Genomic DNA, 25,219 nt, shown 5'->3' on the forward strand with positions numbered 1-25,219 from the left:
TGAATTCCCGAACATTTACGGAATGGAATTTTGAGTTTAATTTTGCCGAACAATAAAAGCAAAATATTGCTATCAAATAATTAAACATTTAATGAATAAAATAATTTTAAAATCATTAATTACATGCCCTCATTGTGCTTATTCAAAAGAAGAAATAATGCAGCAACATTCGTGTCTTTATTTTTATGTTTGTGAAAAATGTAATACATTCGTAAAACCAAAAGAAGGTGATTGTTGCATTTTTTGCTCTTATGGAACGGTAAAATGTCCACCCATGCAAAATAATAATTAATAATCATGATTGAACGAATAATAGAATTTTCAGCTCGAAACAGATTTTTAATATTAATATTATATTTATTCATAGCAGGATATGGAATATGGTGTGTTTATAATACGCCGGTAGATGCTATTCCTGACCTCTCAGAGAATCAGGTCATAGTTTTTACTGAATGGATGGGAAGAAGTCCGCAAATAATTGAAGATCAGATCACATATCCTCTAACTCAAAGTTTACAAGGAATTCCTGATGTAAAAGCTGTGCGTTCACAGTCTATGTTTGGAATGAGTTTTATTTATGTAATATTTGAAGATAGAGCTGATGTGTATTGGGCAAGAAGCAGAGTTCTTGAAAAGCTTAATCAAGTAAAAAACTTATTACCACAGGGTACAATTCCTGTAATGGGTCCGGACGGAACAGGGGTAGGTCATATTTTTTGGTATCATCTTACAAGTGATAAGTATGATTTAGGTGAATTAAGAGCACTACAGGATTATTATTTAAAATACCAGCTTACGTCTGTACCCGGAGTTGCAGAAGTTGCTTCAATTGGTGGATTTGTGAAGCAATATCAGGTTGATATAGATCCCAACAAGCTCGCGTCTTATGGCATAGGCATAAATGAAATAGTTTCTTCAATAAGAAACAGCAACAGAGATGTAGGAGGTAAAAATATTGAATCAAGCGATAAAGAGTTCTTTGTCAGAGGAAAAGGTTATATACAATCTGCTTATGATATAGAAACCATAACAATAAGAAATTCAGAATTTGGAATACCGGTCAGGATAAGTGATGTAGGGACTGTTCAAATTGGTGGGGACACAAGGAGAGGCTTGTTGGATATGAACGGAGAAGGTGAAGTTGTAGGCGGTATTATTGTTATGAGGTATGGTGAGAATGCTTCTGAAGTAATTGAAAAAGTTAAAGAAAAATTAATTGAATTACAAAGAGGACTTCCTGAAGGCGTTAAAATTGAAACTTCTTACGACAGAAGCGGATTGATTGACAACGCAATAAATACGCTAAAAAACTCGTTAATAGAAGAAGCAATTGTTGTCAGCATAATTGTAATGATTTTCTTATTTCACTTCAGAAGTGCAATAAGAATTTTGATTGAAATGCCTGTTTCAATTCTCATAGCGTTCATTTTAATGAAACAGTTTAACATAACCTCAAATATAATGAGCTTGGGAGGTCTCATTATCTCAATAGGAGTGCTGGTTGATGCTTCCATTATAATGGTTGAGAATGCATATAGAAATCTCGCTAAAGCAGCAGAGAAAAATGAAAAAGTGAATTATACTGAAATTTCAATCTTATCTGCAAAACAGGTTGGCCGTGCTATATTTTTTTCAATTGGAATAATAGTTGTATCATTTCTTCCTGTCTTTATGCTTGAAGGTCAGGAAGGAAAGCTATTCCATCCTTTGGCTTTCACAAAAACTTTTGCGCTTGCCGGTTCGGCCTTAATTACAATAACGTTAGTTCCTGTCCTGATGACTCTTTTTATGCGTGGAAAGTTTTATACAGAGGAACAGAATCCTGTTTCAAAGTTTTTTCAAAGATTGTATAGACCCGCTCTTAATTTAGCATTAAAATATAGAAAAATTACTCTTACCCTAAACATACTGGCACTATTAATAACAATTCCTCTTATACTTAACAGAGGATCTGAATTCATGCCTTCCTTAGATGAGGGAAGTTTGCTTTTTATGCCGACAACACTTCCTAATGTTTCGGTAACTGAAGCAAAAAGAATTATGCAAGTACAGGATAAAATTATAAAGTCGGTTCCCGAAGTTGCGCATGTTCTGGGCAAAGTTGGAAGAGCTGATACTCCTACTGATCCTGCGCCCATGAATATGATTGAGACAATAATTATCCTGAAGGATAAATCTGAATGGAGAGAAGGTTTAACCAAAAATGATATTATTAATGAGCTTAATTCAAAGCTTCAGATACCCGGCGTAGGAAATGCCTGGACTCAACCTATAATTAACAGGATAAACATGCTGGCTACTGGTGTAAGAACAGATTTGGGAATTAAAATATTTGGAGATAATCTTGACACACTTGAAAGGCTCGCCGTTGAAGTTGAAGGAATTGTCAAAAATGTTAACGGAGCAGCTGATGTTTTTGCAGAACGAACCCAAGGGGGAAAATATATTGATATTAATATAAACAGGGAAGCTATCTCAAGATACGGACTTAATATTGGAGATGTTCATGATGTGATTGAAACCGCTATAGGCGGAGAAAATATTACAACAACTATTGAGGGAAGAAGAAGGTTTCCAATCAGAGTCAGATATTTCAGGGATTATAGAGAAGATATAGATAAATTAAAAAATGTTCTTGTTACAGTTGGTTCTTCTCCAATGAACGTCGGAGAAGGTGAAATGAGCGAAGGTTCTTCAATAAACAGTTCCGTGAAAAAATTTCAATTGCCTCTTGGAGAGCTTGCCGATATAAAAATCACTTCAGGGGCTCCCATGATTTCAAGCGAAAACAACATGCTTCGTTCAATTGTATTTCTTAATGTCAGAGACCGGGATATGGGAAGTTTTGTCGAGGATGCAAAGGAAGTTTTAAATAAAGAATTTGCTCCTAATTTGCCCAAGGGTTATTACTATGTATGGAGCGGACAATGGGAAAACCAAATAAGAGCTAAAGAACGATTGCAAATTGTAATGCCTATAGTTTTCATTATTATCTTCATAATGCTGTACATGGTGTTTAAAAATTTTCTTGAGTCACTTCTTGTAATGCTGTCAGTTCCATTTGCCTTAATTGGAGGAGTTTATTTGATGGTAATACTTGATTATAATTTCTCGGTTGCTGTATGGGTTGGTTTTATTGCTTTGTATGGCTTGGCAGTTGAAACCGGAGTTGTGATGGTAATATACTTACACGAAGCTCTCGATAAGAAACTAATTGAAAAAAATGATAAAGTCACAACCAAGGACATTATTGATGCCACGAAAGACGGTGCTATATTAAGACTGCGTCCGAAACTTATGACGGTAGCTGTAAATCTTTTAGGCTTAATTCCGATAATGTGGGCAACGGGAACAGGTTCAGATTTAGCAAAGCCGATTGCCGTTCCTATGATTGGAGGAGTTATAACCTCTGCCATACATGTCCTTTTCGTTACTCCGATAATATTTGTAATGATTAAAGTTTATTTAAATAAAAAAGGTAAGCTGCATAAATCCGATATGGCCAAATTCTTGATTCATTAATAATAATATCTAAATTTTTTATGAAAGAGAAGTTTTATATAAAAAATATGGTTTGTCAAAGATGTATAAACGTTGTCAAAAACGAATTAGAAAATCTTGGAATAGAAATTTTGGAAATTGATTTAGGATATGCAGTGTTAAAGACCAAACCTGACGCAATTCAGTTGGATAAAATAAAACAAGTATTGTTGACAAATGGTTTTGAACTTCTCGATGAGAAAAGAAGTCAGATTGTAGAACAAATAAACAATGTTATAATAAATCAAGTTCACCACAATAATAGTGATAAACGAGAAATGGAAAAGTATTCCGATTATTTATCGCGTAAATTAAATTTAGATTATAATTATTTAAGTAATCTTTATTCTTCAATAGAAAGTATTACAATTGAAAAATTTATAATATTGCAAAAAATTGAAAAAGTGAAAGAATTATTGGTCTATGATGAATTATCTTTAGGTGAAATAGCTTTTAATTTATGTTATAGCAGTGTTCAGCATTTATCCAGCCAATTTAAGAATATAACAGGTCTTACTCCATCCCAATTCAAGTTAAATGCAGGGAACCGGAGAAAACCTTTAGATCATCTTTCAAATTCTTGAAATTTTATAAATCATTTTAGGAATTTTATAACAGTTATGAGATTGACATTTCATAATTTTGTATAGTAACTTAACAAATTTATGATACTAAAATGAAACATACATATAAAATACAAGGAATGAGTTGTAATTCATGTGTTAGTAAAATAGAGAACCAATTAATTAATACTACCGGAATTACTTCCGCCAAAGTTTCTTTAAATCCTCCGCAGGCAGAAATATCAATGTCAGAACATGTGGACACTGTAAAGCTAAATTTAATGTTAAGTAAAATAGGTAATTATTCTTTACAAGAAATTCATACAAACGGTACTTCTATATTAACAGAAGTATTAGCTGAAACCGAGTCGGAAAGTAAGTTTTTAACCTATAAACCTATAATTTTGATTTTTGTTTATTTACTGGGACTCGTTTTCTTAGGTGAGTTTCATAAGGGATATTTTTCTGCAATGACTTTTATGAATAATTTTATGGGAGGATTCTTTATAACATTCTCGTTTTTTAAACTTTTAAATTTAGAAGGCTTTGCAAATGCATATTCATCTTATGATATTATAGCAAAAAAATGGAATCCCTACGGATACATCTATCCCTTTATTGAACTTTTTCTTGGAATTGCATTTTTAAGTTCATTTTTACCTTTTATTACAAATTCAATTACTTTTATAGTAATGGCTGTAAGTTCAATAGGTGTTATTGAAAGTGTTTTAAAGAAAAACAAAATTCAATGTGCATGTTTAGGAACGGTGTTTAATTTACCAATGTCAACAGTTACAATTATTGAAGATTTGCTAATGGTCACCATGTCAGCGATAATGCTAATATTAATTTAAATCAAAAAACATGAAAACAATTATAATTTCAGTAATTTTGTTATTTATTTCAATTCAAGCTTTTGCTCAGCATGAACATCACGGTATGGACACAACAAAAAGTATGGATACTGTAAAAAATGATATACAAGAAATGCCTTTGGAAAAAGATTCTCTGGACATGCAACAAGAAATGTCTCATATGTTTTCATTAAGCCTTCCAATGAATAGAAATGGCTCCGGAACAGCATGGCTTCCCGACGAGTCTCCAATTTACGGATATATGGTTCATACTGATAACTGGATATTAATGTTTCATGGAAATATTTTTTTAAGATACACAAGTACAGACATAACAAAAGAAGGTTCACGTGGTGCAAGTATGTGGGATGCACCAAACTGGTTCATGGGTATGGCTCAAAAGAAAATTGGCTCAGATGGGTTGTTCAAAACCAGCTTAATGATGTCGCTTGACCGTTTAACAGAGAACGGCAACGGTTATCCGCTTTTGTTTCAGTCGGGGGAAACATGGAATGGAGAAAGACTAGTAGACAGACAGCATCCACATGATCTTTTTTCAGAGCTGAGCATTGCATACACTCAAAGAATTAATAAAGAAATTGACATTACAGGTTATATAGGGTATCCCGGAGAACCTGCATTAGGACCAGTTGCTTTCATGCATAGGATATCAAGTTTTAACAATCCGGATGCTCCCTTGTCGCATCACTGGCAGGATGCAACTCATATCACTTTTGGAGTTGGTACATTAGGAATTAGATATAAGCAATTTAAATTAGAAGGTTCCATTTTCTCAGGAAGGGAGCCTGATGAAAACAGATATAATTTAGACAAACCGCACTTTAACAGTTATTCAGGACGTATATCAATTAATCTCACTCCAAATCTTGCATTGCAAGTATCATATGCTTTTATTAAAAGCCCTGAAGCAATTGAACCGGATATAAACCTGCATAGAACCACGGCATCAATAATACATAGTTATAATTTCCCTTCATTAGGAAAACTTAATTCAACTATTGCATGGGGGCTTAATGATAAAGGAGACAATCATAAAGAACATTCATTTTTGTTGGAAAGCAATTTACAATTAAATAGATTAAATCTTTATAATAGGTATGAGTTTGTTCAAAAGGATCCAGAAGAATTAAACTTAAGTGGGTTTGACCATGATGCAAAATTTAATATAACTGCTTTGACGATTGGAGCTAATTATGCAATTATGCAATTTAACAATTTGAATTTGTCATTGGGCATTCAGGGAAGTGTATATTTTACACCGGGAGATTTGAAAACTATTTATGGAGCAAATCCAATTTCCGCTCAGGTCTATTTTAAAATTTCTCCTCCGCTTATAAGCAATAAAAGTAATATGCCAAATCATCACTAATAATTAAAAATATATGAATATGGAAACAAATATGAGTAAAAAACATTACGTCTCTTTGATTATAATGATTTTTCTGTCATTTATTTCAATGTATGTATTTATGTATGCTATGGTAGACACCTTTACAAATGTTTATTCAAATTTAAACCAAGTATATATGGCAGGTTTAATGACAGCATCAATGATAATTATTGAAATATTGTTAATGCGGACTATGTATAAAAATAAAAGATGGAACCTTATTATTCTTGTGTTTAGTGTCTTTCTATTGGCGGGATGCTTTCTTTTTATACGGCAGCAGACAGCCATTGGAGATAAACAATTTTTAAGGTCAATGATTCCACATCATGCAGGTGCAATTCTAATGTGTGATAAAAGCTCTATTCAGGATCCGGAAATACAGGAATTATGCAGACAAATTAAAATAAGCCAGGAAGCAGAAATTGAACAAATGAAAGCTATATTAAATAGATTAGATCAATAAATTAAAGGCTATTTCTAATTACGTTTTTAAATGTTTCCAAGTGTTCATTAAAAACCTTAAAATAATTACAATGAAAAGAAAAATTGAAGTATTCGTTTCGGACTGTCCAATTTGTATTGAAACAGTTAAAAGAATTAAAACAGAAGCATGTCAAAATTGCGACATTGAAGTGCTGAACATAAAAGAAGATAAGGATGCCTTAACAAAGAGCAGAGAATACAATGTTAAGCATGTTCCGTCAGTAGCAATAGATGGTAAATTAGCATCATGTTGTGAAAACGGAGGAATTGATATTGAAGTATTAAAAAATCTTGGATTAGGAAGTTAAACTCAAGTTAAGAAAATTTAAGACATAATTCATAATAGCATTGAATATAAAAACTCATAATATATTGCCAATCTCGTTTAAATAATATATTTTTTAATAACGTTAGTTAGTAAAAAGTCAGCAATATTATGAAGTATTATATAACTTTAGTTCTTTTTTAATTAGCTTTATTAATTTACAATCTCAAACATTCAGCTTTTACAGAACTTCCTCACAAATTGTTTATTCGAATGATACTTTTGGCGTTATACCTTACGGTAAGATTAATAACCTGTCCGGCAGCACTAATCTACCGGTTTTTGTAATCCTTCTGTTTTACCAATTCTTGTCGATAAAATATGTTTTTTCATCAGTTTCTTTAATTATAAACCAATTGTTATCAATTTTTTTAAATGTTAAGATAGAAGCAACCTTACCATTATATTCTTTACCATTCGAATAGTTTTTACAGTCAAACTCCTTATCATATTTACAATTATATTCATCTATATTTATCTGTGAACAGTTAATATTGCTTATATTTAGCTTTATGTAATTCCATTTTTTAAAGAAATCTTTCTTGTCACTCATAAGCTTATTCTTCGAAACATTCCCCCATGAATAATAACTAACATTGTTAGCATAGAATTTATTTATAGCAGGTTCTTTATTATTCGTCGCCTGAATCCACTCAGTAATAATATTTTTAACTATATCTTTATCCGAAGTATCTCCGTTCATATAACTCATACCTCTCATAGTTGAATCATTAATCGCTGTTGGTATCACATCAGCTTCAAATTGTTCAATGTTTCGTTTAATCTGTGATTTTAATATTTCTATTTTACCTTTGTTAAGATAATATTCATCGTCTAAACTGTATAGTTGGTTTCTGAGGTTATTTAATTTTTTTGACCTCTCATTATACTCCTGAATCTCATCCTTTGTGGCTTCGATATATACATATGCCTTTTTGGTAAAACCATAATTATCTTCATATTCAACATAGTCATCGGTGTCTTTCCAAACACGTTTCGAAAATAAACCCCTTGAAGTATACTCGGTGTTTGTGGTTTCCAATATATGATTTGCTCCGTATCCAAAGGATATTTCATATCTGTCATCAGTAAGCTTGCTTACAATATAACCCCTAATTGTATAAAGCTTTTTATAGCTAAAATAATCTTCAAGATCATTTATTTCTTTAGTTATTTTTCCAATTTGTTCATCGCGGGTATTGACATTATACTCTGCCCATTTAAGCTGCCCTGCAATTAAAGATAAATCCAATATAAACTGATATTTTGAGTTCTTGATATTTTCGTACAAATTATTTGATATGCAGTATTCCTTAAACAAGTCTGATAATGCTATAAGTTTACCGGCATCAACATTTCTATTTATTAATTTAGGATATGTTTTAAAGAAAACGGCGCTGTCGGACTTAATAATGATTCCACGAAATTCAGGTAATTGATCAGAATAATCGTATACAACTGAACTTGCCTTATTCAAATACTTCTTTATAAATAATTCAAGGTTTCGCGGCGGAACTTTATAGTGGTTAAAAGCTTTGAGAATTATAGTATACATTTCAGAACTTACAATTTCGTACATTAATAGCGAATCTAAATACTTAACTCCGACCGAATCTTTATTCTTTGTAATTCCTTCTATTGCAAGTTTTACAAGAGATGTTTTATTAGTATCTCGGATGTTACTTTCAACAAATCGTAATAATTGTTTATTGTTATTGTCATTAATCCAATCATTTATATTATCCTCATCAATGCTGCAGGAAACGAATATGATACAAATTAACAAACAGAATAATTTAAGGGATGTTTTCATTTTAGTTGCTTTGTTTAATGATTGAGCTTACATGAATATTATCCCTTAATTAGTTTAAAAATAAAAAAGGGACGCAACCTATTACGTCCCAAATCGAGGCTCTGGTAAGCCCGCAAGCAAGACATAAAGGCGCGTCCCAATTTAATGGGACTACCCTTCGTCCGTTTTGCTTGCTAAAATTTACCAGATTTCGATTCAAAACGTGGCGAAAGTTCGTCCAAACTTTCGTTCAAATAAATATAAAGAACAGTACTTCTTATGCTATAAAAATAACTCCTTCCAATTTCAATTAAAATAGATATTTAAATATTTAACATAATCATGGTATAATATACTCAAGAAATAAATCAATCATTTTAGTAAACTTAAATGGAGACAACAAATTGTATTCACCAAAAATAAGCGAAGACTTAATTCCAATCATCAAACGCAGGTCATTGGAAATTAAAAAACCAATGACTAAGATAGTTGATAAAATTCTGCGGTCAGCTTTAACTATTGAAAGTCAGTCTAATTCAAAATCCGCCGCAAATCTAAAAAACAACTTATGAACAAATATCGAGTAGTACTTCCTTATCAGTATGCAACATACGGAGAAAAAACAGGATTTGTATATGCAGAAGACCAAGATGAAGCTGAGGACATGGCTAACGAGGAAGATTACTTGCATGAAGAAGATTACAGAGATTCTGATGATACAGGCTCCACTGAATATAATTACAGCGACATGACGATCGAGCTTTACGAAGAAGATGTTCCTGATCATCTCGTACCTTCGCGGAACACTTATCATGAGTCTCATTCAGCATTCAATGTACCGGTATCAGTAAGTTCAACATTCCTTGAAGACCTGCCTGCGCTTCAACCTGAAGCATAGCTCATACTTAAATAAATAAAAGTGTTAACCTGTATTTATTAATCGCAGTTAACTTATCTATTATTAAAACTCATTCAATAAAATCAAAAGGAAAACTAAAATGTGGAATTCAAACACAAACGGTTCAACACAGCCAGTAGAAACAAACCAGAAAACAAAAGTAGTATGCAATTCAAACGATTATGACGTAACAGGACTCTCAGGAGTTCAGTTAGCCGAAAGAGTCAAGCAGATCGCAAGAGAGAACTCAATTGGAAAGTTTGATATCTTCGACAGCAATAATAAGAATATCAGTCCTCAAGATATTCAAAATGGAAGCTTCGAAGGAGACCTGAGCATTATCAGATTCAATGTCGCCGCGGAAGTAAATATTTAAAAACATTTAAAGGGAAATCTTAATAAAATATTCCATAGTGTGTTTTTGCTCTTTATAAATGTGGATTAAAAGTTAAAAATGATCGGAATATGAGATTTCCCTTTTCTATTTAGCAACTAAATAAAAAGTATGTCAGAAAACATATCAACTAATGGGCATTCGCCAGGAAGTTTGGAGTTGTTCCCGCCAGCCTCCATTCAGACATTCATAAAAAGGATTAACAACTCTGATTTAAACAATCTAAATGAGGATAATACACCGGCGTGCAGCATCAAATCAACAGAAACACTTATCAATGAAATAGAATCCATTGTTAATCTTGACGAGTTCTACGGCAGGCTCGAAGACTCAAAACAGGAAAAGGTAACAATAAAGGAAATCAAAATTGAATCTGATATAGACTTCTTAAAAAGTGTTAAGCAGCTGAAGACAGTATTCAAAAATGAATTACAGGTTATTGTAAATACAATTAGGGAAAAATATCAAACCGAGCTCTTTAACCTGCAGTCTATACGACAAAAAGAAACATTCGGACAGCCGCTTATTAATCTTATCCAAAAATTAAACAGCGCAGGCTACTGTCTTGTAATGAAAGATTCAGTTGTGTGGGCATATAAATATTATGAAGATCCATATGAAGTGACCATAGGTATTCAGGATACAGGTACTTCCGAAGAACAAGATGAATACATTGTCGAATATGACGAGCATGTCTGTAAGATAAAAAGCATTTATGTCAATCTTATGCATCCTAAAATCACTTTAGGAACAATAATGCTTAATACGGAAGGAAGACATCCGAATGCCCAAGACGGAAACGGACTAACTACTGTATGCAGCGGAGACCTCGAAGACAGAGAAATAAACCTTAATAATCCTGAAAGCTTAATTTCTCTTTTGAATGAAATCTGCCGGACATATGAAATAATGAACCTTACATCTGCGTATGAACAGCCAAGAGGTACATATTCTAAAGTTGAAGGCGGAAGAGAGGCTGTATGGTCAAGCAATGAATAAAACTATTAACAAGTTTTAAACCTAATTTAACAATTAAAAAAAAATAAACATGTCAGAAATAACATCAATAACAGAAGATATTTACAAAAGACAACTGAACTTTGCAGACTTTCCAAAGAAAAGCGCAATGGTAATTGGTCTCGGCGGAGTCGGAAGCTGGCTTGCCCTGGATTTGGCACTCATAGGAATAGGAACTCTTATTCTTATTGACCCTGATAACATCGAAGCATCTAATCTAAACAGGACTTTCTTCAGGTTAAGTGATATAAATAGAAAGAAAACCGAAGTAATTGAAGAACAAATAAATGAAAGAAGACCTGATACAATCATTATTACTATAAATGATTACTTCAATTCATCTCATTTAAATAAGTATGAAGTTGATTACATATTCGACTGCACGGATAATCTTGCAACGCGCAGGATTATCGAAGACTTAAGAAATAAAGTATCTTTGGGATTAGAAGAAATTGATAAAATCCCATTTAACCTGCCGGATAATGAAGAAGGAACTATATACAGAATACCCGGTGCTCCTAGCATGACAATGACAGATGAAGAATACAGAAACATTCCGAATAATAAACACCGAACTCCCGCTGAGCTTCACGTAATTGAAATGAATAAATTACATATACCCTATTGCAAATGCGGATATGATGGAGTATTTGGTACCATTCTCATAAATGAATTTAACCGCGGCAGATGGGGTGAAGACGGTTGTTATTCTATTGTTTCAAGTCTGTTTGCTACTCCTCAGATGCTTGCAGCAATGGCAGTTATTGAAATGCTGCTTGTAGATTGCAATCAAAATATATGCATTAACTTTAATATCAAACATCTTCTCAAGAACTATAAAGGAGACAAGCAATGAAAAACATATTTTTGAATGATGATAGCAGTAACTTAACTAGATCAGACACAAAATCCGGCAATAAAGAGCTCTTCCCTCCACCTGATAAGCCGAAAGACTCCGGTTGGGATTCAGATATTAACATCATCCGTTCCGTCAAAGTTATTATACCAGTAAAACTCTTGATAATATGCAACCACATCTCAAGAATGGTTGATGATAACGAATTTTCTATTGTAACGGACATACTGAGTAAAGAAAACTTAAATGAACTAAAGCTTGCAGAGTATTATTACATTCCAAAACAGAAAGTAACATCAGGTTCTATCGATTACATGCCGGATAAGTTCAGCCATAATGTTGTAATACACAGACATCCGGACGGACTTAACAGTTTTTCAGGAACAGACCATAGCTATATTAACCAAAACTTTGAACTAAGCCTTCTCTTTACTAAAAAAGATGGATTTGTTAACGGCATTTATAACATGAAAGTAGAAGAAAGCATTATTCCATTACCTGTTGAATCAATTATAGACTACGGAATTGGATCAATTGACATATCAAACATTGAATGCGCAGGCATAATCGAAAAAGAATTCAGCATAAAATCTGACAGAAGAAGAGATTACAAGCACAGAAAAGATAATTTCAGAAGCTCATACATAGATAATGATGATGTTATGTGGGAAATAATGGAACTTAAAAGCAGAATGGACATGATGGAAGAAGCATTGATGAGCGGTGAAATTATCGGATAACACAATATAATAGAATAAACCCCCGCCGGGTTAAATCAAACTCATACATTTTTTAACAACAAATCAATCAAACTTAACCGGAGAATTATATTTATGTTGAGAAAAATACTTAAAGAACTAATCAAAGCAGTCGGAATGGACCTGTTAAAAATAATTTTAAGAAAACTAAAACGGAAATAACACATGATTAACTCATTAAAAGAACATTTAAAAATAAAATTACTTGAATCGGAACTGGTTGAAAACCTAATCCTCATATACTTACAGGAGATTTCGCCACCAAATTTCTTAAGGATGATTTTCCTGACTTTGAGCAAGTATTTTATGGAAGAGCCTAAAAAAGAAGATAAATTTAAGCGATAGGAATTTGACGCTATAAACTTAACTTCATTACAAACCAAGCACTTAAACAAAAATGCCCGTTTAAAATGGGCATTTTACAAGTATCTTTCTTCATCATCAATCTTTTCTGCTTTAATATATTTATTTAAATAATTAATATTTTCATTTGCCCAAGTTCTTATTATATCATTTTTATGGTTTGATAAATTTTCATAAAGAATTAGTTCAGATCTAAGTAATGGAACAAGTGATCCAGTCCAAGAATACGAACCCATATTTGCACTTATTTCATTCAATACCTTTCTATCACTTCCAAATTCATTTATAAATTGCAAAGTAAAGGAATGCCATTCGTTTCGTTTTTTATTACTAAAAATGGGCAAATATCTTGCTATTCTCTGTGGTGCTAATGGAATATTTTTTTTACACCAATCCAAAACTAATTCATTATTACTCTTAAACAACAAACCATTCTTATTGTCAAAATTTTTTTGAAGGTCTTCAGAAAAATTATCATTAAATTCAATTCTCGAGCCAATTAAATGCATTAAATGATAGTATGTCATAAAATCTGAGAGAAGAGCTTGAGATAATACTGGCCAAATTTCTGTAAAATATTTAGGTAATAAATGTGTAAGAATATTTTGAATATAAAGTTCAAAATTATATTTATAATCTTCTTGACTACACATATCAATAATTTCATTCATTATGTGTATAGCAAATAAAGTATCATTATCTTCTTCTAAAATTTTAACTGTATACTGTTCCCAATAGTGCTCTATCATATTGAGATTATGACTACCAATTAATCCTTTTTTAGACAGTATTTCTTTAATTCCAGTTTTGTATTGAGCCCAATTTTGTTTATTCCTAAATGCCAAATTAGAATAAATTGATAACGCAATTAATGCTCCCAACAAATTAAACTCTGATATTTTTTTTAATAATTTATAATTTGTTTCAAATTTTAATTTTTCAATACTTCTACTATATCGAAAACTAAGAAGTAGTTTAAGATTGTTTAACTTATTGGCTAAATTTATTAAGTTATCAAATATTTCTTCATCTACATATGTTGAACTGCTGATATCAAACGAATACTTTGCAATTTTATCATCATTGATAAACTTTAAAATTATATCTTTCACAATTTCTTTATTTTCAATCCCGATTAAAAATCCAATAAATACAATTATATTTAAATTTTCATTAGAATTTTTAAAATAATTAATTGATTTTTCTATAAAAACATTTCGATTTTCTGAATTCAGTAGTGTCCCCAATTTTTCACCGAAATAATATCCATTATGTTGATAATCATTGTAAATAATATCAAAAGAGTATATGAGTTTGTTAAAATTATTACCAAATTCAATTGCTATTTTCTCGGAAGTTTGCTTTAGTTTTTCAGTATAACTATCATTCTCTCCAATTTCATCTTCAATTGCAGAACTTTTAATAAAAAGTTTATATTTTTCTAGAATATCTTGTGGGGTTAACTTTAAAATAAAATCTGACAATGTTGTCTTTTGTTCTGGTGTTAATATATCTTTCTCATATTTCAAGGATAATTGTAAATCATTTCTTGCCTCATTCCATAAGAAATTTTTCTCGGTTGCAATTGTTTTAATTATTGGTATAATAAGATCAAACAAACCGTGACTTATTAAGCCTCTTATTGAATTTGAAAGTATATTTTCTGCCTCGTTGGAAAACTCATTTTTTTCTTGATAAATAAGATATAATAAATTGAGACATTTTATCCAATAATCATCACGCTCTTTAAATGTTGGTTTAAAATCAATTAATGATTTCGAAGAACCTTGATTTTCGGCACCGACGTCACGTGTAAAATAGTGAGTATGAAGTGCAGACTTTAATGCATCTACTGCGATTTTCTTGTAGTCAATATCACGCGAATAAGAATATTTGATAATATTAAATCGCTCCTCAAGAGTTGCCTCTGTTGCCGGCAAAATTACATGAAATCTTTTTAAAAACTCACCGGTTGCATTATTTGCCCAACTTTCATTTTCAGCTACAGCAAAATTTAGTAACACCTTCATTCCATCACTAAAAGTTTCTTTCCTCCATACAATTTTTTCTAAAGCCCAAATCAAATTCCTTCTTCCTTTATCAATTTTAAATAAATTTTCTTTACTCATATTTCCAAATATTCTAACTAATGCATTGGTACATGCTGATGGGTTCACTTCAACTAAAGAGCGGAAGAGGCGTGAACCCAGTTCAGTATTAAGGACTTCCGCTTTTCCAAAAGGGGCTTGTTCTCCACATAATTTTTCAACGAATTCTTTCGTCTGTTCTAAAAAATCTAAATATCTTAATTGATCACATAGAGCTGAGCCGAGATTATTACTCGTTATATCCAATAATATATCCTCTAAAATATCTGGTTGGACAGTTTCCCACCATTTAGCAGCTAATGTAATAGCTAATGGTTTAGGTTTTAAAAAAATATACCTACCTCCTTGTTCTATCAAACCTTTTTCTTTATATTTTACACAGGTTTCATAAAATTTTTTCTTGCAAGTTTCATCGTCAAAATTTAGACCGCAAAGTCTTTTGTTACACGCTACAAAATTCATTTCAACTTGTCGATCTTCACTAAATCCAAGTTTATCAAAAATTGCTAGCGTTTTTAAAACCTCAAACTCATCATTATTTATATCACTTCTTCCAAATATAAGTTTTCTTAAAAGACTATCATTATTTATTCTTCCGATATTGGAATCCTCTTTTAAATATTGGTCACTTAATAAAACAGCTAGAAGTGGAAATCCCTTCACAAATTCTTTGATCTTATCTACATCTTGATTATTTAGATCCGGGAATAAATCTTTGATAATTTCTGTTATTATATTATCTAAATTTTCCGGTTTAATTAATATTGAATTTATTTCATCAATACTATCATATCTTTCAGCCGTTTCGTAATCTATTGAGATTAGATTAAGCTTACTATCGATTCTTTTAATTTCGCCTTGCAATTTTTGATGCAAAGTTAGTTCACAGTTATCTACAATAAGAATGCCTTTTAAACCATTATCTATTAATTTAGTTACAAAGCCATGTATATCCGTTCCAGGAATTAATGCATCAAAATAAATTATTGAACTTTTTAAAAGTTGTGTTTGTAAATTGTCATTAGAATTATTTTTAAAAGATTCATAAATAAGTCGAGTTTTACCTAATCCTGATAATCCATTTATTCTAATAGTCTGTCTAGTCTTTGCGACTGAATTTTGTAATTCAGTTACTTTTTTTTGAAGAAATGAGTTGCTTCGAAAAATATTCTGAAAATCTGCTCGCATTCCTAATATATTCATTGATTTGATACCATCAGGAATTCTGATACCTACACGGCAATCATATAAATAATTAACTGCTTGGAAATATTGATTTGCCCAATCAGCGATTTTATTTGCATCATATACATCCACTTTTATGTCATTATAATTTTTAAAATCTACATCTTTAAAGGCTTCTTTTACTTTTTCAATTCTTTTCTGTATAGCATTCTTTGTATAATTTTTATTTATAAATAAAATATAGGAACCATCTTTGTCAATTACATCTTTAATCCGTTTTTTTATTGTAGTAGTTAGATTATAAACTTTACCATTTACATTTATTTTACTTATTTTATCGGAAACCTCTAATTTGCACTGTTCAGGGCTCATTGGAGATGCTTTCGATTGAAAAATTGTTAATGGAGAGTTAATATAATTACTATTTTTATACCACTCATTTTTATCTGTTTCTTCCCACTCTATTCTTGCATCCTCTCCTCCATCTGCGACTGTTAAATTTAATGGAACTGTAACAGCTGATAGTGGAATCTCTGATTTTATTGCTTCTAATTTTAAAAGGAGTTTTAGAAGACTTACAAATTGAAAAGGGTTTAAACCTTCAATATGTTTAAAGGTTATTGGTTCCATTATTTTATGTTATTACTTTTATTTTTTCCAAAAATAATTTTGTGTTTTGAAAATCAAAATAATTATCTCTTAATAGATTTTTCTGATATTTAATTGGTAAATATTTTCCCCACTTAGAAAAATTTAGTAATGACGAATTAGCCAAAAGTTTTTCCTCAATTTTAGGTTCTATATTATTTAGTAGTACACATAATCTTTTAATGAGGTTATTAAAATCTTTATAATCAATAGAAATCTCAAAACTACTACTATTTTCATTATATATTGAATTAATTTCTGATTCATTTAATAAAAATTGCAAACTTTTATTGACTCTAGTTCCCTGAAATGAATATAAAAGTGTTTTATCATGTTTAGCAATAACTGGTCTATCTGTTGCAAAATTTTCTATCTTAAAATGAGAAAATTCTTTTCGAAATATTTGTAAAATATCTTTACAAGTATCATTTAACTCTTCATAAGAAATTTCAGTGAATAAAATTTCTAACATCTTTTCTCTTATCTTTGGATGAATATTTCCACCAGTTCCTAAGAATAAGGGTTTTTTCCCATCTTTAGCTGGTATAACTTCAACTTTATTTGATTTCAGATCTACATCAACAATTTTCCATACCTTCGCTGCTAAAAATATATTCTCATTTATTTGCAATTGAGGCGTAAATGGTATTTCACCTATAGACTTTCCACTATTAAGAACTTTAAGTTGTAATTCAGTTTTAAACATACTGTAAAAATCACGTGAATTCGCTATTTGTTCACCTGCAACTCCAATAATTAACTCATTCTGTAAAAGTTCAAGTAAATCAGTTTTAATTAGTTCATCTATAATTTCACTTATTTCAGTTTCAGTAATTTTCTGAAATGAAGGATTTGATAAAAGAAGTGATATTAAATCAGGTTTTGAACATGCGGATAATTGTTTAACAATTGAAAGAGCTTGATGTAATAAAATATCATAAGGTTTTTCCGAAAAATGGACAGGTTCAACAAAACCTTCTTTATATAATAACCAACAGGCTAAAGACTGTAATAAATTCCATTTATCAGTTGAATATAGTATTAAATTTCCAATTTCACCTTCTCTCCTGCCACTTCTTCCAACCCTTTGGATAAGAGAAGATACCGAATGAGCTGAATCTATTTGAACGACTTTATCAATTGTTCCAATATCAATTCCCAATTCTAAAGTTGAGGTACAAGATATACAAAAATTATTTCTTTGATTATTTTTAGCAAAATGTTCTGTGTATTCTCTTAGTTCTTTATCTACTGAAGAATGATGAGAAAAATAATAAAGATGGCCTTTTACTTTTTCAGCAATTTTTTTAAGTTTCACCGCAATTTCTTCTGCTCTACCTCTGCTATTAGGAAATATCAATGCTTTATTATCTTTTGTCTCAAGATATAAATCTTTAATTAAATCTATTGGTAATTCCATAGTATCAGATTCGAAATATTTAAATTGAGCTTCCAATTCACGGGATGTTTTATCGAGTAAAATTATAGTATTATCTTCATCACATGTTATTTTTTTCGCCTCAACATAATCTCCAATAGTTGCTGAGAGTCCTACTACATTGAACTTATTATTAATTTGTTTTAGTCTAAAAATAAGTGAGCGTAACTGCGTTCCTCTGTCAGTTCCTAAAAAAGAATGAATTTCATCAATAACAATAAATTTTAAATTTGAGAATAAATGTTTTACATTGTAAGGAGCATTTACAAGCATTGCTTCTAGTGATTCGGGTGTAATCAAAACAATATCTCTTGGATTTTTTAAAAGTTTTTGTTTTAAAGTTTTATTTGCTTCACCATGCCATTTCGTTACATCAATATCTAAATACTTACAAAGTTCTTCAATCCGAACGAATTGATCATTTATAAGAGCAATTAGAGGCGAAATATAAAGAACTTGAACACCCTTTTCTTGAAAATTCACCTTTGATATGATTGGTAAAAATGCAGCTTCAGTTTTTCCTGAAGCAGTTCTTGATGCTAAAATATAATTACTATTAGTAGAAATTATTTTAGTTATAGCGGCAAGTTGAATTGGACGTAATGTTTCCCATTTTTTATCATAAATATATTTACGGATAAGAGGAGATAATAAGGTAAGCGGCATTATATTTCTTCTATACTATCTAAGTTTTCTTGTGGTCTTTCATCTTTAATTTCAATTTCACCAAATAATTTTTTCTTATCAATTTCAGGATTTTGTCTAATTATACTTAATATATTTAAAAAATCTCTAATAACTTCACGTGGAGTTAAAAATTCATGAGCACCCGGCTTATTGAACATCTCTTCCATAAATAGATGAACCTCCGCATCAGAAACATCAAGTGTAATATTATAATTAAATTCAAAGACCTCCTTCAATTTATTCAATAACACAAAAACTTGATTATTATCTAAAGGCATTAATCTTATAACTGGTTGAGCAAAATCCCTAATTTCTACAGTTTCAAATTTATTTGTTTCTAATCGCGATTTCAAAGCTTGATAACTAAACAATCCTCTTCGTTCATTTTCTAGAAATTCTTTGGTTCCAGCAAAATTAATAAAGAAATTAGAAATTTTACCTTGAAAACAATCATTATAAATAGATAAAATTTTTTCATAATTCTTTTCTCTCATAACCGAAGTTGAAATCTTATACAAATTTATAGCTTCATCAAGATTTATCATAAAACCATTATAACCAATGTTAACAAACAATTTGCAAAAATTCTTTAGCATATCATAATAGTTAATATCATTTATTATTTCACGAACTCCTAAATCTTGTCTTGCCTCAGTTTTAGTTCTGTATTCTCCTTTCAACCATTTCAGTGCATTTTTTTTTAACTGTTCATTATCTGTTATGTAACCTTCATAATATTTCATTACTACAACTCCAAAATCAAAACCTCCGGTATCAGTAATTTCATTTATTGTTTTAAGAATATTATCATTAATTAAATTTAAATACTTTTCATTTCTTATCTCTGATAAATGGATATTATTTTCTCTTGCTGTTTTTTCTACAACATTAACAATCCATTTTTCTAATAACGTAGGAAGCGCACCTCCTTCAGGTTTCGTTTGAATTGAAATATTATCTATTATTGCGGAATACAATATTACACCTTTAAAATCATTGGAATACAATCTATTATCTGGCGTAAAATCTGCATTTGCTACTACAAACTTTTGTTTCAAAGCAACTGTATTTAATAAATGAAGCATAAAAGATTTTCCAGAACCAAAATCACCGATCCAAAACTTTACGATACTATGCCCATTTTTTACATCCTCTAACGCTTGTACAAATGCGTCAATCTCGGAGGAACGTCCAACTGTAATATGTTGAACTCCTATTTTAGGAACCACACCTCCTAATAAAGAATTTATAATTGCAGTTGCTTCTTTTGGCTTAATATTAATTGCCATTTAACTTTATTTTTTGATAATAATTTTGGTTTAAAGAGTAATTTACTTCTAAATCTTCAATTAAAATATCATCCAAAAATTCATAACAGGATTCATTTATGCTATCTATCAATTGATTTTTAAAGACTCCATTGTTTTTTGAAAATGCCTCAATCTCATTAACCGAAAGATTAAACGAATTTTTACTGAATAATTCAATTAACTGTATTTGAATAGGATTTAACTCAATTTCGTCAATAAATAACTTTTGAAGATTATTTTCAGTTTTTATAATTATATCTAATTCCATTTCTTCACTATTTATTTGTTTGATATTAATGCTCGCATTGCTATCTTCATAGTCATCCTGTAAAAATTCATTTAATAATTCTACTGTATTTGAATGCTGACTTTTAACATTATCTATTATTGCTTTATCAAGTTTAATTTTTTTTCGTTTCGGTAAATAAATTTTCTGAATTTGGTTAATAGCCACATCTAAATTTTTAGTCTTAATTAATTCGCTAACTATTTTTTCAAATTCATGAATTTGTTCAGTATTTTTAAAAAGCGTTTTTTGAATAGTTTTTGTTAGCTTCTTATTGTCAAATTTATCAGACTTTAAATCATAATATAAATAATGAATATAGAATTTTAAGGATTCAGTATTATCATATTTAGAAATGAATTTTGAAGCTTCAAAATAAATATTTTCAACTGAAGAGTTTTTTTTATTAAGTTTAACTAATTCATGAATTTTATCAATAAAGTTTTCTTTTGAGTTCTCATTAAAATTAATTGTTAGATGCTCAAGTTTTAATTTCCATCTATTAACATTCTGTATATTTAATTCAATCTCCGTTGCTTCATCCGGTTGGCTTATAGAATCAGACGATTCTTTAATTATCTCGTTAACTATTGAGCCTATCCGACTTTCAAATAAGTCTTTTAACTTTGGTTCATAGTATGAAAAATCAGTAGATATTTTTCGTTTATGATTATACGATTCTCTTAACTTACTCTCTGCTCGTTTAAATATCGTTAAAAAAATATCTGATTCTATTTTTTCTTTTGCCCAAATATATTCATAATCAGACCAATAAGTCGCATAAGTTGGGGTATAATTAGTTAATTCCTGTTTGAAGAAATCCACTTCCATTTGTATTGATGAATCATTTCTTTTTAATTTATTGTTAAGTGATTTAATTGTTAACAAATAAAGTTTTATCGTTTCTATGCAACAGCCTTCAATAGATAAAAACACATTATTTGGATCCCAAAATTTATTTAGCCATGAAACTTCTTGATTACTTAATCCTAATTTTTGTTTATATCTTTTACCTAACTTTAATTCATTATAATTATCTTCATCAATTTTTTTACTATAAACAGCTTCAGTATTTGGATTATTTTCATTTGAACTGTATGAAATTTGTGGCGGATCAATTTTATAATCAATAGTTACTTCAATGATAGATTTATCTTTAAATTTATCTTTAGATAATTGGGGCTCTTGCACTTGTGAATTCTTTAATAAATGTTGATTTGTAGCATTATAAGCATTAGGAATTTTATTAATACTATTTGTTTTATTAGTAGACTTTTTATTGAAATTCTTAATAAATATATAAGTTAAGAATGATATTATAGCAATAATTACGATAAAACTCATAGAAATTAGTAAAATATAAAATAATTTTTCAGTTAGCGGCACAATTGTGAAAGATAAATCTAAACTACTAACCTTAAAAAAACAAGTAAATTATTGCAGAATAATTATTTCAAAATATGGGTAAGAATTAGCAACAATTAATTTAGATATGTACCTAAAGACAAAATGGAGTTAAAATTTCAAATAACTAAAGCTCATATGATTACTAATTAAATTTTATTAATCTTTATGAAATTAATTTTAGCTTAATTATATCTTTAGCTAATTGAATTCTTCCTATTGAGTTTAATTTTGAAAGAAATTCTTCTTTCTTTATTGTTTTTAAAGTATCGTTATATTTTTTCTTCATCCATAAATATTTTATTCGAATTCCTGGTGACATTTTCTTGAGTCCTTTAACTATAATTGTTCTTAAATTATTTAGCCCATTAGCGTAATCATAATTTTGAGCTTCAAGTCCCTCAATTAGTGGTTTAAAATAATCGATATAAAACATTCCATCCGTATCTTGTTCTAATAAATTTTTTAAATATTTTTCCACTTCGTTTTCATAAATTGCATTAGTATGCATTTTGCATATTTTTACGATTTCATTATCTAGAATTACTCTTGGATAATGTGCAGCTTTCGATTCTAACTGATAAGCTTCTACTAATCCTGGACCAAATACGATTTGAAAATCTCTATTTGAATAAATTAATCCCCTCGTTATACCGCCCCTAACAATAATCTCTTTGTGACTTAAGTTTAATAATAATTCTTGTATTCTAATTAATGTATCTAATAAAACATTAGGTTTATCAAATGGAAATGCAATTACAACGCAATCAGAGAAATTTGAAACAAAATATTTAGTGCCTATTACCTCTTGTTCATCAATTTTCAATATCGTTCGAATTGTCATTATACCATCATAAATATCAGCTATTTTTTTATTTATTCCTCTTTTCGGTTTATTTGAATATGATTCATTAATTAAATCTTGAAATCCTAAAATATCTAAAAAGATTATAATGGAATCTTGATAGTGAATCCAAGTAGATGTTTCGACTGGTTGAATTGAATCAGGCATTAAATTTTTCATTCTTTTTCCCATTTAATAATTTAATTCTATTAAAATCGGTGCTAAAGTTAAAATTATCCCAAAAGGAAGAAATAACCGGCTCTAGTATGCGCCGAAAGGTGAGATGTGATTTGAGGTTAAATATAAACCAAAGCCGGTTAAGAAATAATATACTTTATTAGATTTTTAAGTTTTAGATACAAATTTAGTCTATATTAAGTGTTTTTTATATAAATAGTATTTATTATTTTATACCATATTTAAACGCATTGAGGTTGCGTCGAACAATTTTTCATCACGATAATAGTACTTTAAACCGTTATTAAACTTAAATAGTTTATAGTTTGGATACAAAGTTTCTTGAGAAAGATAATTCATCTATGGTTATTTCATATATAACCATCAGAAGAATTCTAGGGCTTCTTGCATTATTTCTGCCATTTATTTTAGCAATTGGCACAATTTGGTTTGGCAATTGTTCAACTATAGAGCGTTCAATGAGTGCTTATTATTATACTGTGACAGGTCATGTTTTTATTGCGATACTTTTTACTTTTGCATTATTCTTATTTACATATAAGGGTAATGAAGTTATTGATACTGTGATGAGCAACATTGCAGCAGTATGTGCTCTTGGCATTGCATTTTTCCCGACAACTTATGGAATCGACAGGAACAGCTGCATTGTGCTTACGACAGAAAGTAAGCCAATCATTAGCAATATACATTTTATTTCAGCTGCTTTATTTTTTATCATACTCGCATATATGTCATACTTCCTATTTACAAAAAGCGCTCCCCATCCGACGAATCAAAAGAAAAAAAGAAACACTGTGTACAGAATTTGTGCGTGGATTATGATCTTATCTATATTATTGATCCCTGTTTATGAATTATTCTTTAAGGATAATACTTTTATATCCAATTTAAATCCTGTCTTTTTATTAGAAACATTAGCGCTCTGGGCTTTTGGTGTTTCATGGCTTGTAAAAGGCGAAACAATCTTGAGAGATAAGAAAAAATAATGGAATTTTCATTTAATTAAATATTTCAAAATGAAAAATATTAAAATATTTATCTTTTCATATGTTATTTTAGTGTGTGGGTTATCTTTTTCTATAACGGGAAAACCTTCAGAAAGTAATTATATTCCCCAACCATGGGAAGTTCATGTTGTTATGGGAATTCCAACTGACAATGACAATTCCGATGATTATATAATTACACGAGACCAATATGTATTAAGCTATAACCAAAATAAAAATGTTTCCAATTGGGCTTGCTGGAACTTAAACGAAGATTGGTTCGGAGATGCGCCGCGGCATTCAGGTTCTTTCTTCAGAGATAATTCATTACCTGATGGATTTTATAGAGCAAAACACAATGATTATACAAACTCAGGATATGAAAGAGGTCATATGGTAATGAGTGAGCAAAGAACAAAAAATATTGAGGACAATGAATCTACATTTATATTAACTAATGTATTTCCTCAAAGAGCGGACCTTAATAAAGGACCATGGGTTAAGCTTGAGTTTTACTGCAATGATCTGGCAATAGATCAAGACAAAGAGCTTTATATAATCGCCGGCGGAGTTTATGATAATGACAGAAAGCTTAAAGGTAAGGGCAAAGGAAAAGTTACAATTCCTGACAGCTGTTATAAGATAATTGTGATTTTAAATAAAGGAGAAGGATTGGCCGATGTAGATTCAAATACGCAGGTTATTGCAGTTATGATGCCTAATAAGAAAGGAATTAAGAAACATAAATGGCAGAGATATATAACGACGATTGATGCTGTTGAGTATTCAACCGGATATGATTTTTTGACAGCTGTTCCTGTTGATGTTCAGGAAGTTTTAGAAGAGAGAGAGTTTCAGGAATAAGGCATTT

Annotated in this window: 20 protein-coding genes; 14 read left to right on the top strand and 6 right to left on the bottom strand. The window is 30.1% G+C overall.

What is annotated here, in order from left to right:
• Window positions 1–91: 91 nt before the first annotated feature.
• The 7 genes from VHP32_06545 (at window position 92) to VHP32_06575 (ending at window position 7,159) form a co-directional block, all read left to right on the top strand.
• A complete protein-coding gene (locus VHP32_06545) occupies window positions 92–292 on the top strand; it encodes a GDCCVxC domain-containing (seleno)protein (GenBank protein HEX2787548.1) in 201 nt (66 codons plus the stop codon).
• A 5-nt stretch (window positions 293–297) separates the two neighbouring features.
• Entirely contained in the window at window positions 298–3,522 is a 3,225-nt protein-coding gene (locus tag VHP32_06550) for a CusA/CzcA family heavy metal efflux RND transporter (protein HEX2787549.1), read from the top strand.
• Between the two features lie 20 nt (window positions 3,523–3,542).
• Entirely contained in the window at window positions 3,543–4,124 is a 582-nt protein-coding gene (locus tag VHP32_06555) for an AraC family transcriptional regulator (GenBank protein ID HEX2787550.1), read from the top strand.
• A 92-nt stretch (window positions 4,125–4,216) separates the two neighbouring features.
• On the top strand, window positions 4,217–4,957 hold the full coding sequence (locus VHP32_06560; GenBank protein ID HEX2787551.1) for a MauE/DoxX family redox-associated membrane protein: 741 nt from the start codon (window positions 4,217–4,219) through the stop codon (window positions 4,955–4,957).
• A gap of 85 nt (window positions 4,958–5,042) precedes the next feature.
• Complete coding sequence (locus VHP32_06565; GenBank protein ID HEX2787552.1) at window positions 5,043–6,347, top strand: hypothetical protein; 1,305 nt, start codon at window positions 5,043–5,045, stop codon at window positions 6,345–6,347.
• A 109-nt stretch (window positions 6,348–6,456) separates the two neighbouring features.
• Window positions 6,457–6,831, top strand: coding sequence for a DUF305 domain-containing protein (locus tag VHP32_06570; GenBank protein HEX2787553.1), 375 nt, complete (start codon window positions 6,457–6,459; stop codon window positions 6,829–6,831).
• Between the two features lie 70 nt (window positions 6,832–6,901).
• Window positions 6,902–7,159 carry a thioredoxin family protein gene (locus VHP32_06575; GenBank protein HEX2787554.1) on the top strand — a complete coding sequence of 86 codons (258 nt, stop codon included), beginning with the start codon at window positions 6,902–6,904 and terminating at the stop codon, window positions 7,157–7,159.
• Between the two features lie 315 nt (window positions 7,160–7,474).
• Here VHP32_06575 and VHP32_06580 read toward each other — a convergent pair whose 3' ends face one another.
• Entirely contained in the window at window positions 7,475–8,962 is a 1,488-nt protein-coding gene (locus VHP32_06580; protein ID HEX2787555.1) for a hypothetical protein, read from the bottom strand.
• A gap of 574 nt (window positions 8,963–9,536) precedes the next feature.
• On the opposite strand from VHP32_06580, the gene VHP32_06585 reads away from it, so the two are divergent.
• The 5 genes from VHP32_06585 (at window position 9,537) to VHP32_06605 (ending at window position 12,873) form a co-directional block, all read left to right on the top strand.
• Window positions 9,537–9,866, top strand: a complete 330-nt coding sequence (locus tag VHP32_06585; protein HEX2787556.1) for a hypothetical protein — start codon at window positions 9,537–9,539, stop codon at window positions 9,864–9,866.
• Between the two features lie 100 nt (window positions 9,867–9,966).
• The gene (locus tag VHP32_06590; protein ID HEX2787557.1) at window positions 9,967–10,242 is read left to right on the top strand and encodes a hypothetical protein; all 276 of its coding nucleotides are present in this window, start codon (window positions 9,967–9,969) and stop codon (window positions 10,240–10,242) included.
• 129 nt (window positions 10,243–10,371) lie between these two features.
• Complete coding sequence (locus VHP32_06595; GenBank protein HEX2787558.1) at window positions 10,372–11,259, top strand: hypothetical protein; 888 nt, start codon at window positions 10,372–10,374, stop codon at window positions 11,257–11,259.
• A gap of 49 nt (window positions 11,260–11,308) precedes the next feature.
• Window positions 11,309–12,133: a ThiF family adenylyltransferase gene (locus tag VHP32_06600; GenBank protein ID HEX2787559.1), complete on the top strand. Its 825-nt coding sequence runs from the start codon at window positions 11,309–11,311 to the stop codon at window positions 12,131–12,133.
• Window positions 12,130–12,873 carry a hypothetical protein gene (locus tag VHP32_06605; protein ID HEX2787560.1) on the top strand — a complete coding sequence of 248 codons (744 nt, stop codon included), beginning with the start codon at window positions 12,130–12,132 and terminating at the stop codon, window positions 12,871–12,873. The genes VHP32_06600 and VHP32_06605 overlap by 4 nt, the downstream gene beginning before the upstream one ends.
• 437 nt (window positions 12,874–13,310) lie before the next feature.
• Here the strand turns inward: VHP32_06605 and VHP32_06610 are convergent, their stop codons facing one another.
• The 5 genes from VHP32_06610 to VHP32_06630 form a co-directional block, all read right to left on the bottom strand.
• Window positions 13,311–17,177 carry a hypothetical protein gene (locus VHP32_06610; protein ID HEX2787561.1) on the bottom strand — a complete coding sequence of 1,289 codons (3,867 nt, stop codon included), beginning with the start codon at window positions 17,175–17,177 and terminating at the stop codon, window positions 13,311–13,313.
• Window positions 17,178–17,181: 4 nt separating this feature from the next.
• Complete coding sequence (locus tag VHP32_06615; protein ID HEX2787562.1) at window positions 17,182–19,299, bottom strand: DEAD/DEAH box helicase; 2,118 nt, start codon at window positions 19,297–19,299, stop codon at window positions 17,182–17,184.
• A complete protein-coding gene (locus VHP32_06620) occupies window positions 19,299–20,609 on the bottom strand; it encodes an ATP-binding protein (GenBank protein ID HEX2787563.1) in 1,311 nt (436 codons plus the stop codon). Before VHP32_06620 ends, VHP32_06615 begins: the two co-directional genes overlap by 1 nt.
• Window positions 20,599–22,302 (bottom strand): tellurite resistance TerB C-terminal domain-containing protein, encoded by a 1,704-nt coding sequence (locus tag VHP32_06625; GenBank protein ID HEX2787564.1) that lies wholly within the window; start codon window positions 22,300–22,302, stop codon window positions 20,599–20,601. Before VHP32_06625 ends, VHP32_06620 begins: the two co-directional genes overlap by 11 nt.
• A 184-nt stretch (window positions 22,303–22,486) precedes the next feature.
• A complete protein-coding gene (locus tag VHP32_06630) occupies window positions 22,487–23,356 on the bottom strand; it encodes a hypothetical protein (protein ID HEX2787565.1) in 870 nt (289 codons plus the stop codon).
• A 311-nt stretch (window positions 23,357–23,667) separates the two neighbouring features.
• On the opposite strand from VHP32_06630, the gene VHP32_06635 reads away from it, so the two are divergent.
• Window positions 23,668–24,348, top strand: a complete 681-nt coding sequence (locus tag VHP32_06635; GenBank protein HEX2787566.1) for a hypothetical protein — start codon at window positions 23,668–23,670, stop codon at window positions 24,346–24,348.
• Between the two features lie 30 nt (window positions 24,349–24,378).
• Window positions 24,379–25,212: a DNA/RNA non-specific endonuclease gene (locus tag VHP32_06640; protein ID HEX2787567.1), complete on the top strand. Its 834-nt coding sequence runs from the start codon at window positions 24,379–24,381 to the stop codon at window positions 25,210–25,212.
• The last annotated feature ends 7 nt before the right edge of the window (window positions 25,213–25,219 follow it).

This window comes from Ignavibacteria bacterium (assembly GCA_036262055.1).
Lineage (GTDB): Bacteria > Bacteroidota > Ignavibacteria > Tepidaquicellales > Tepidaquicellaceae > DATAJP01.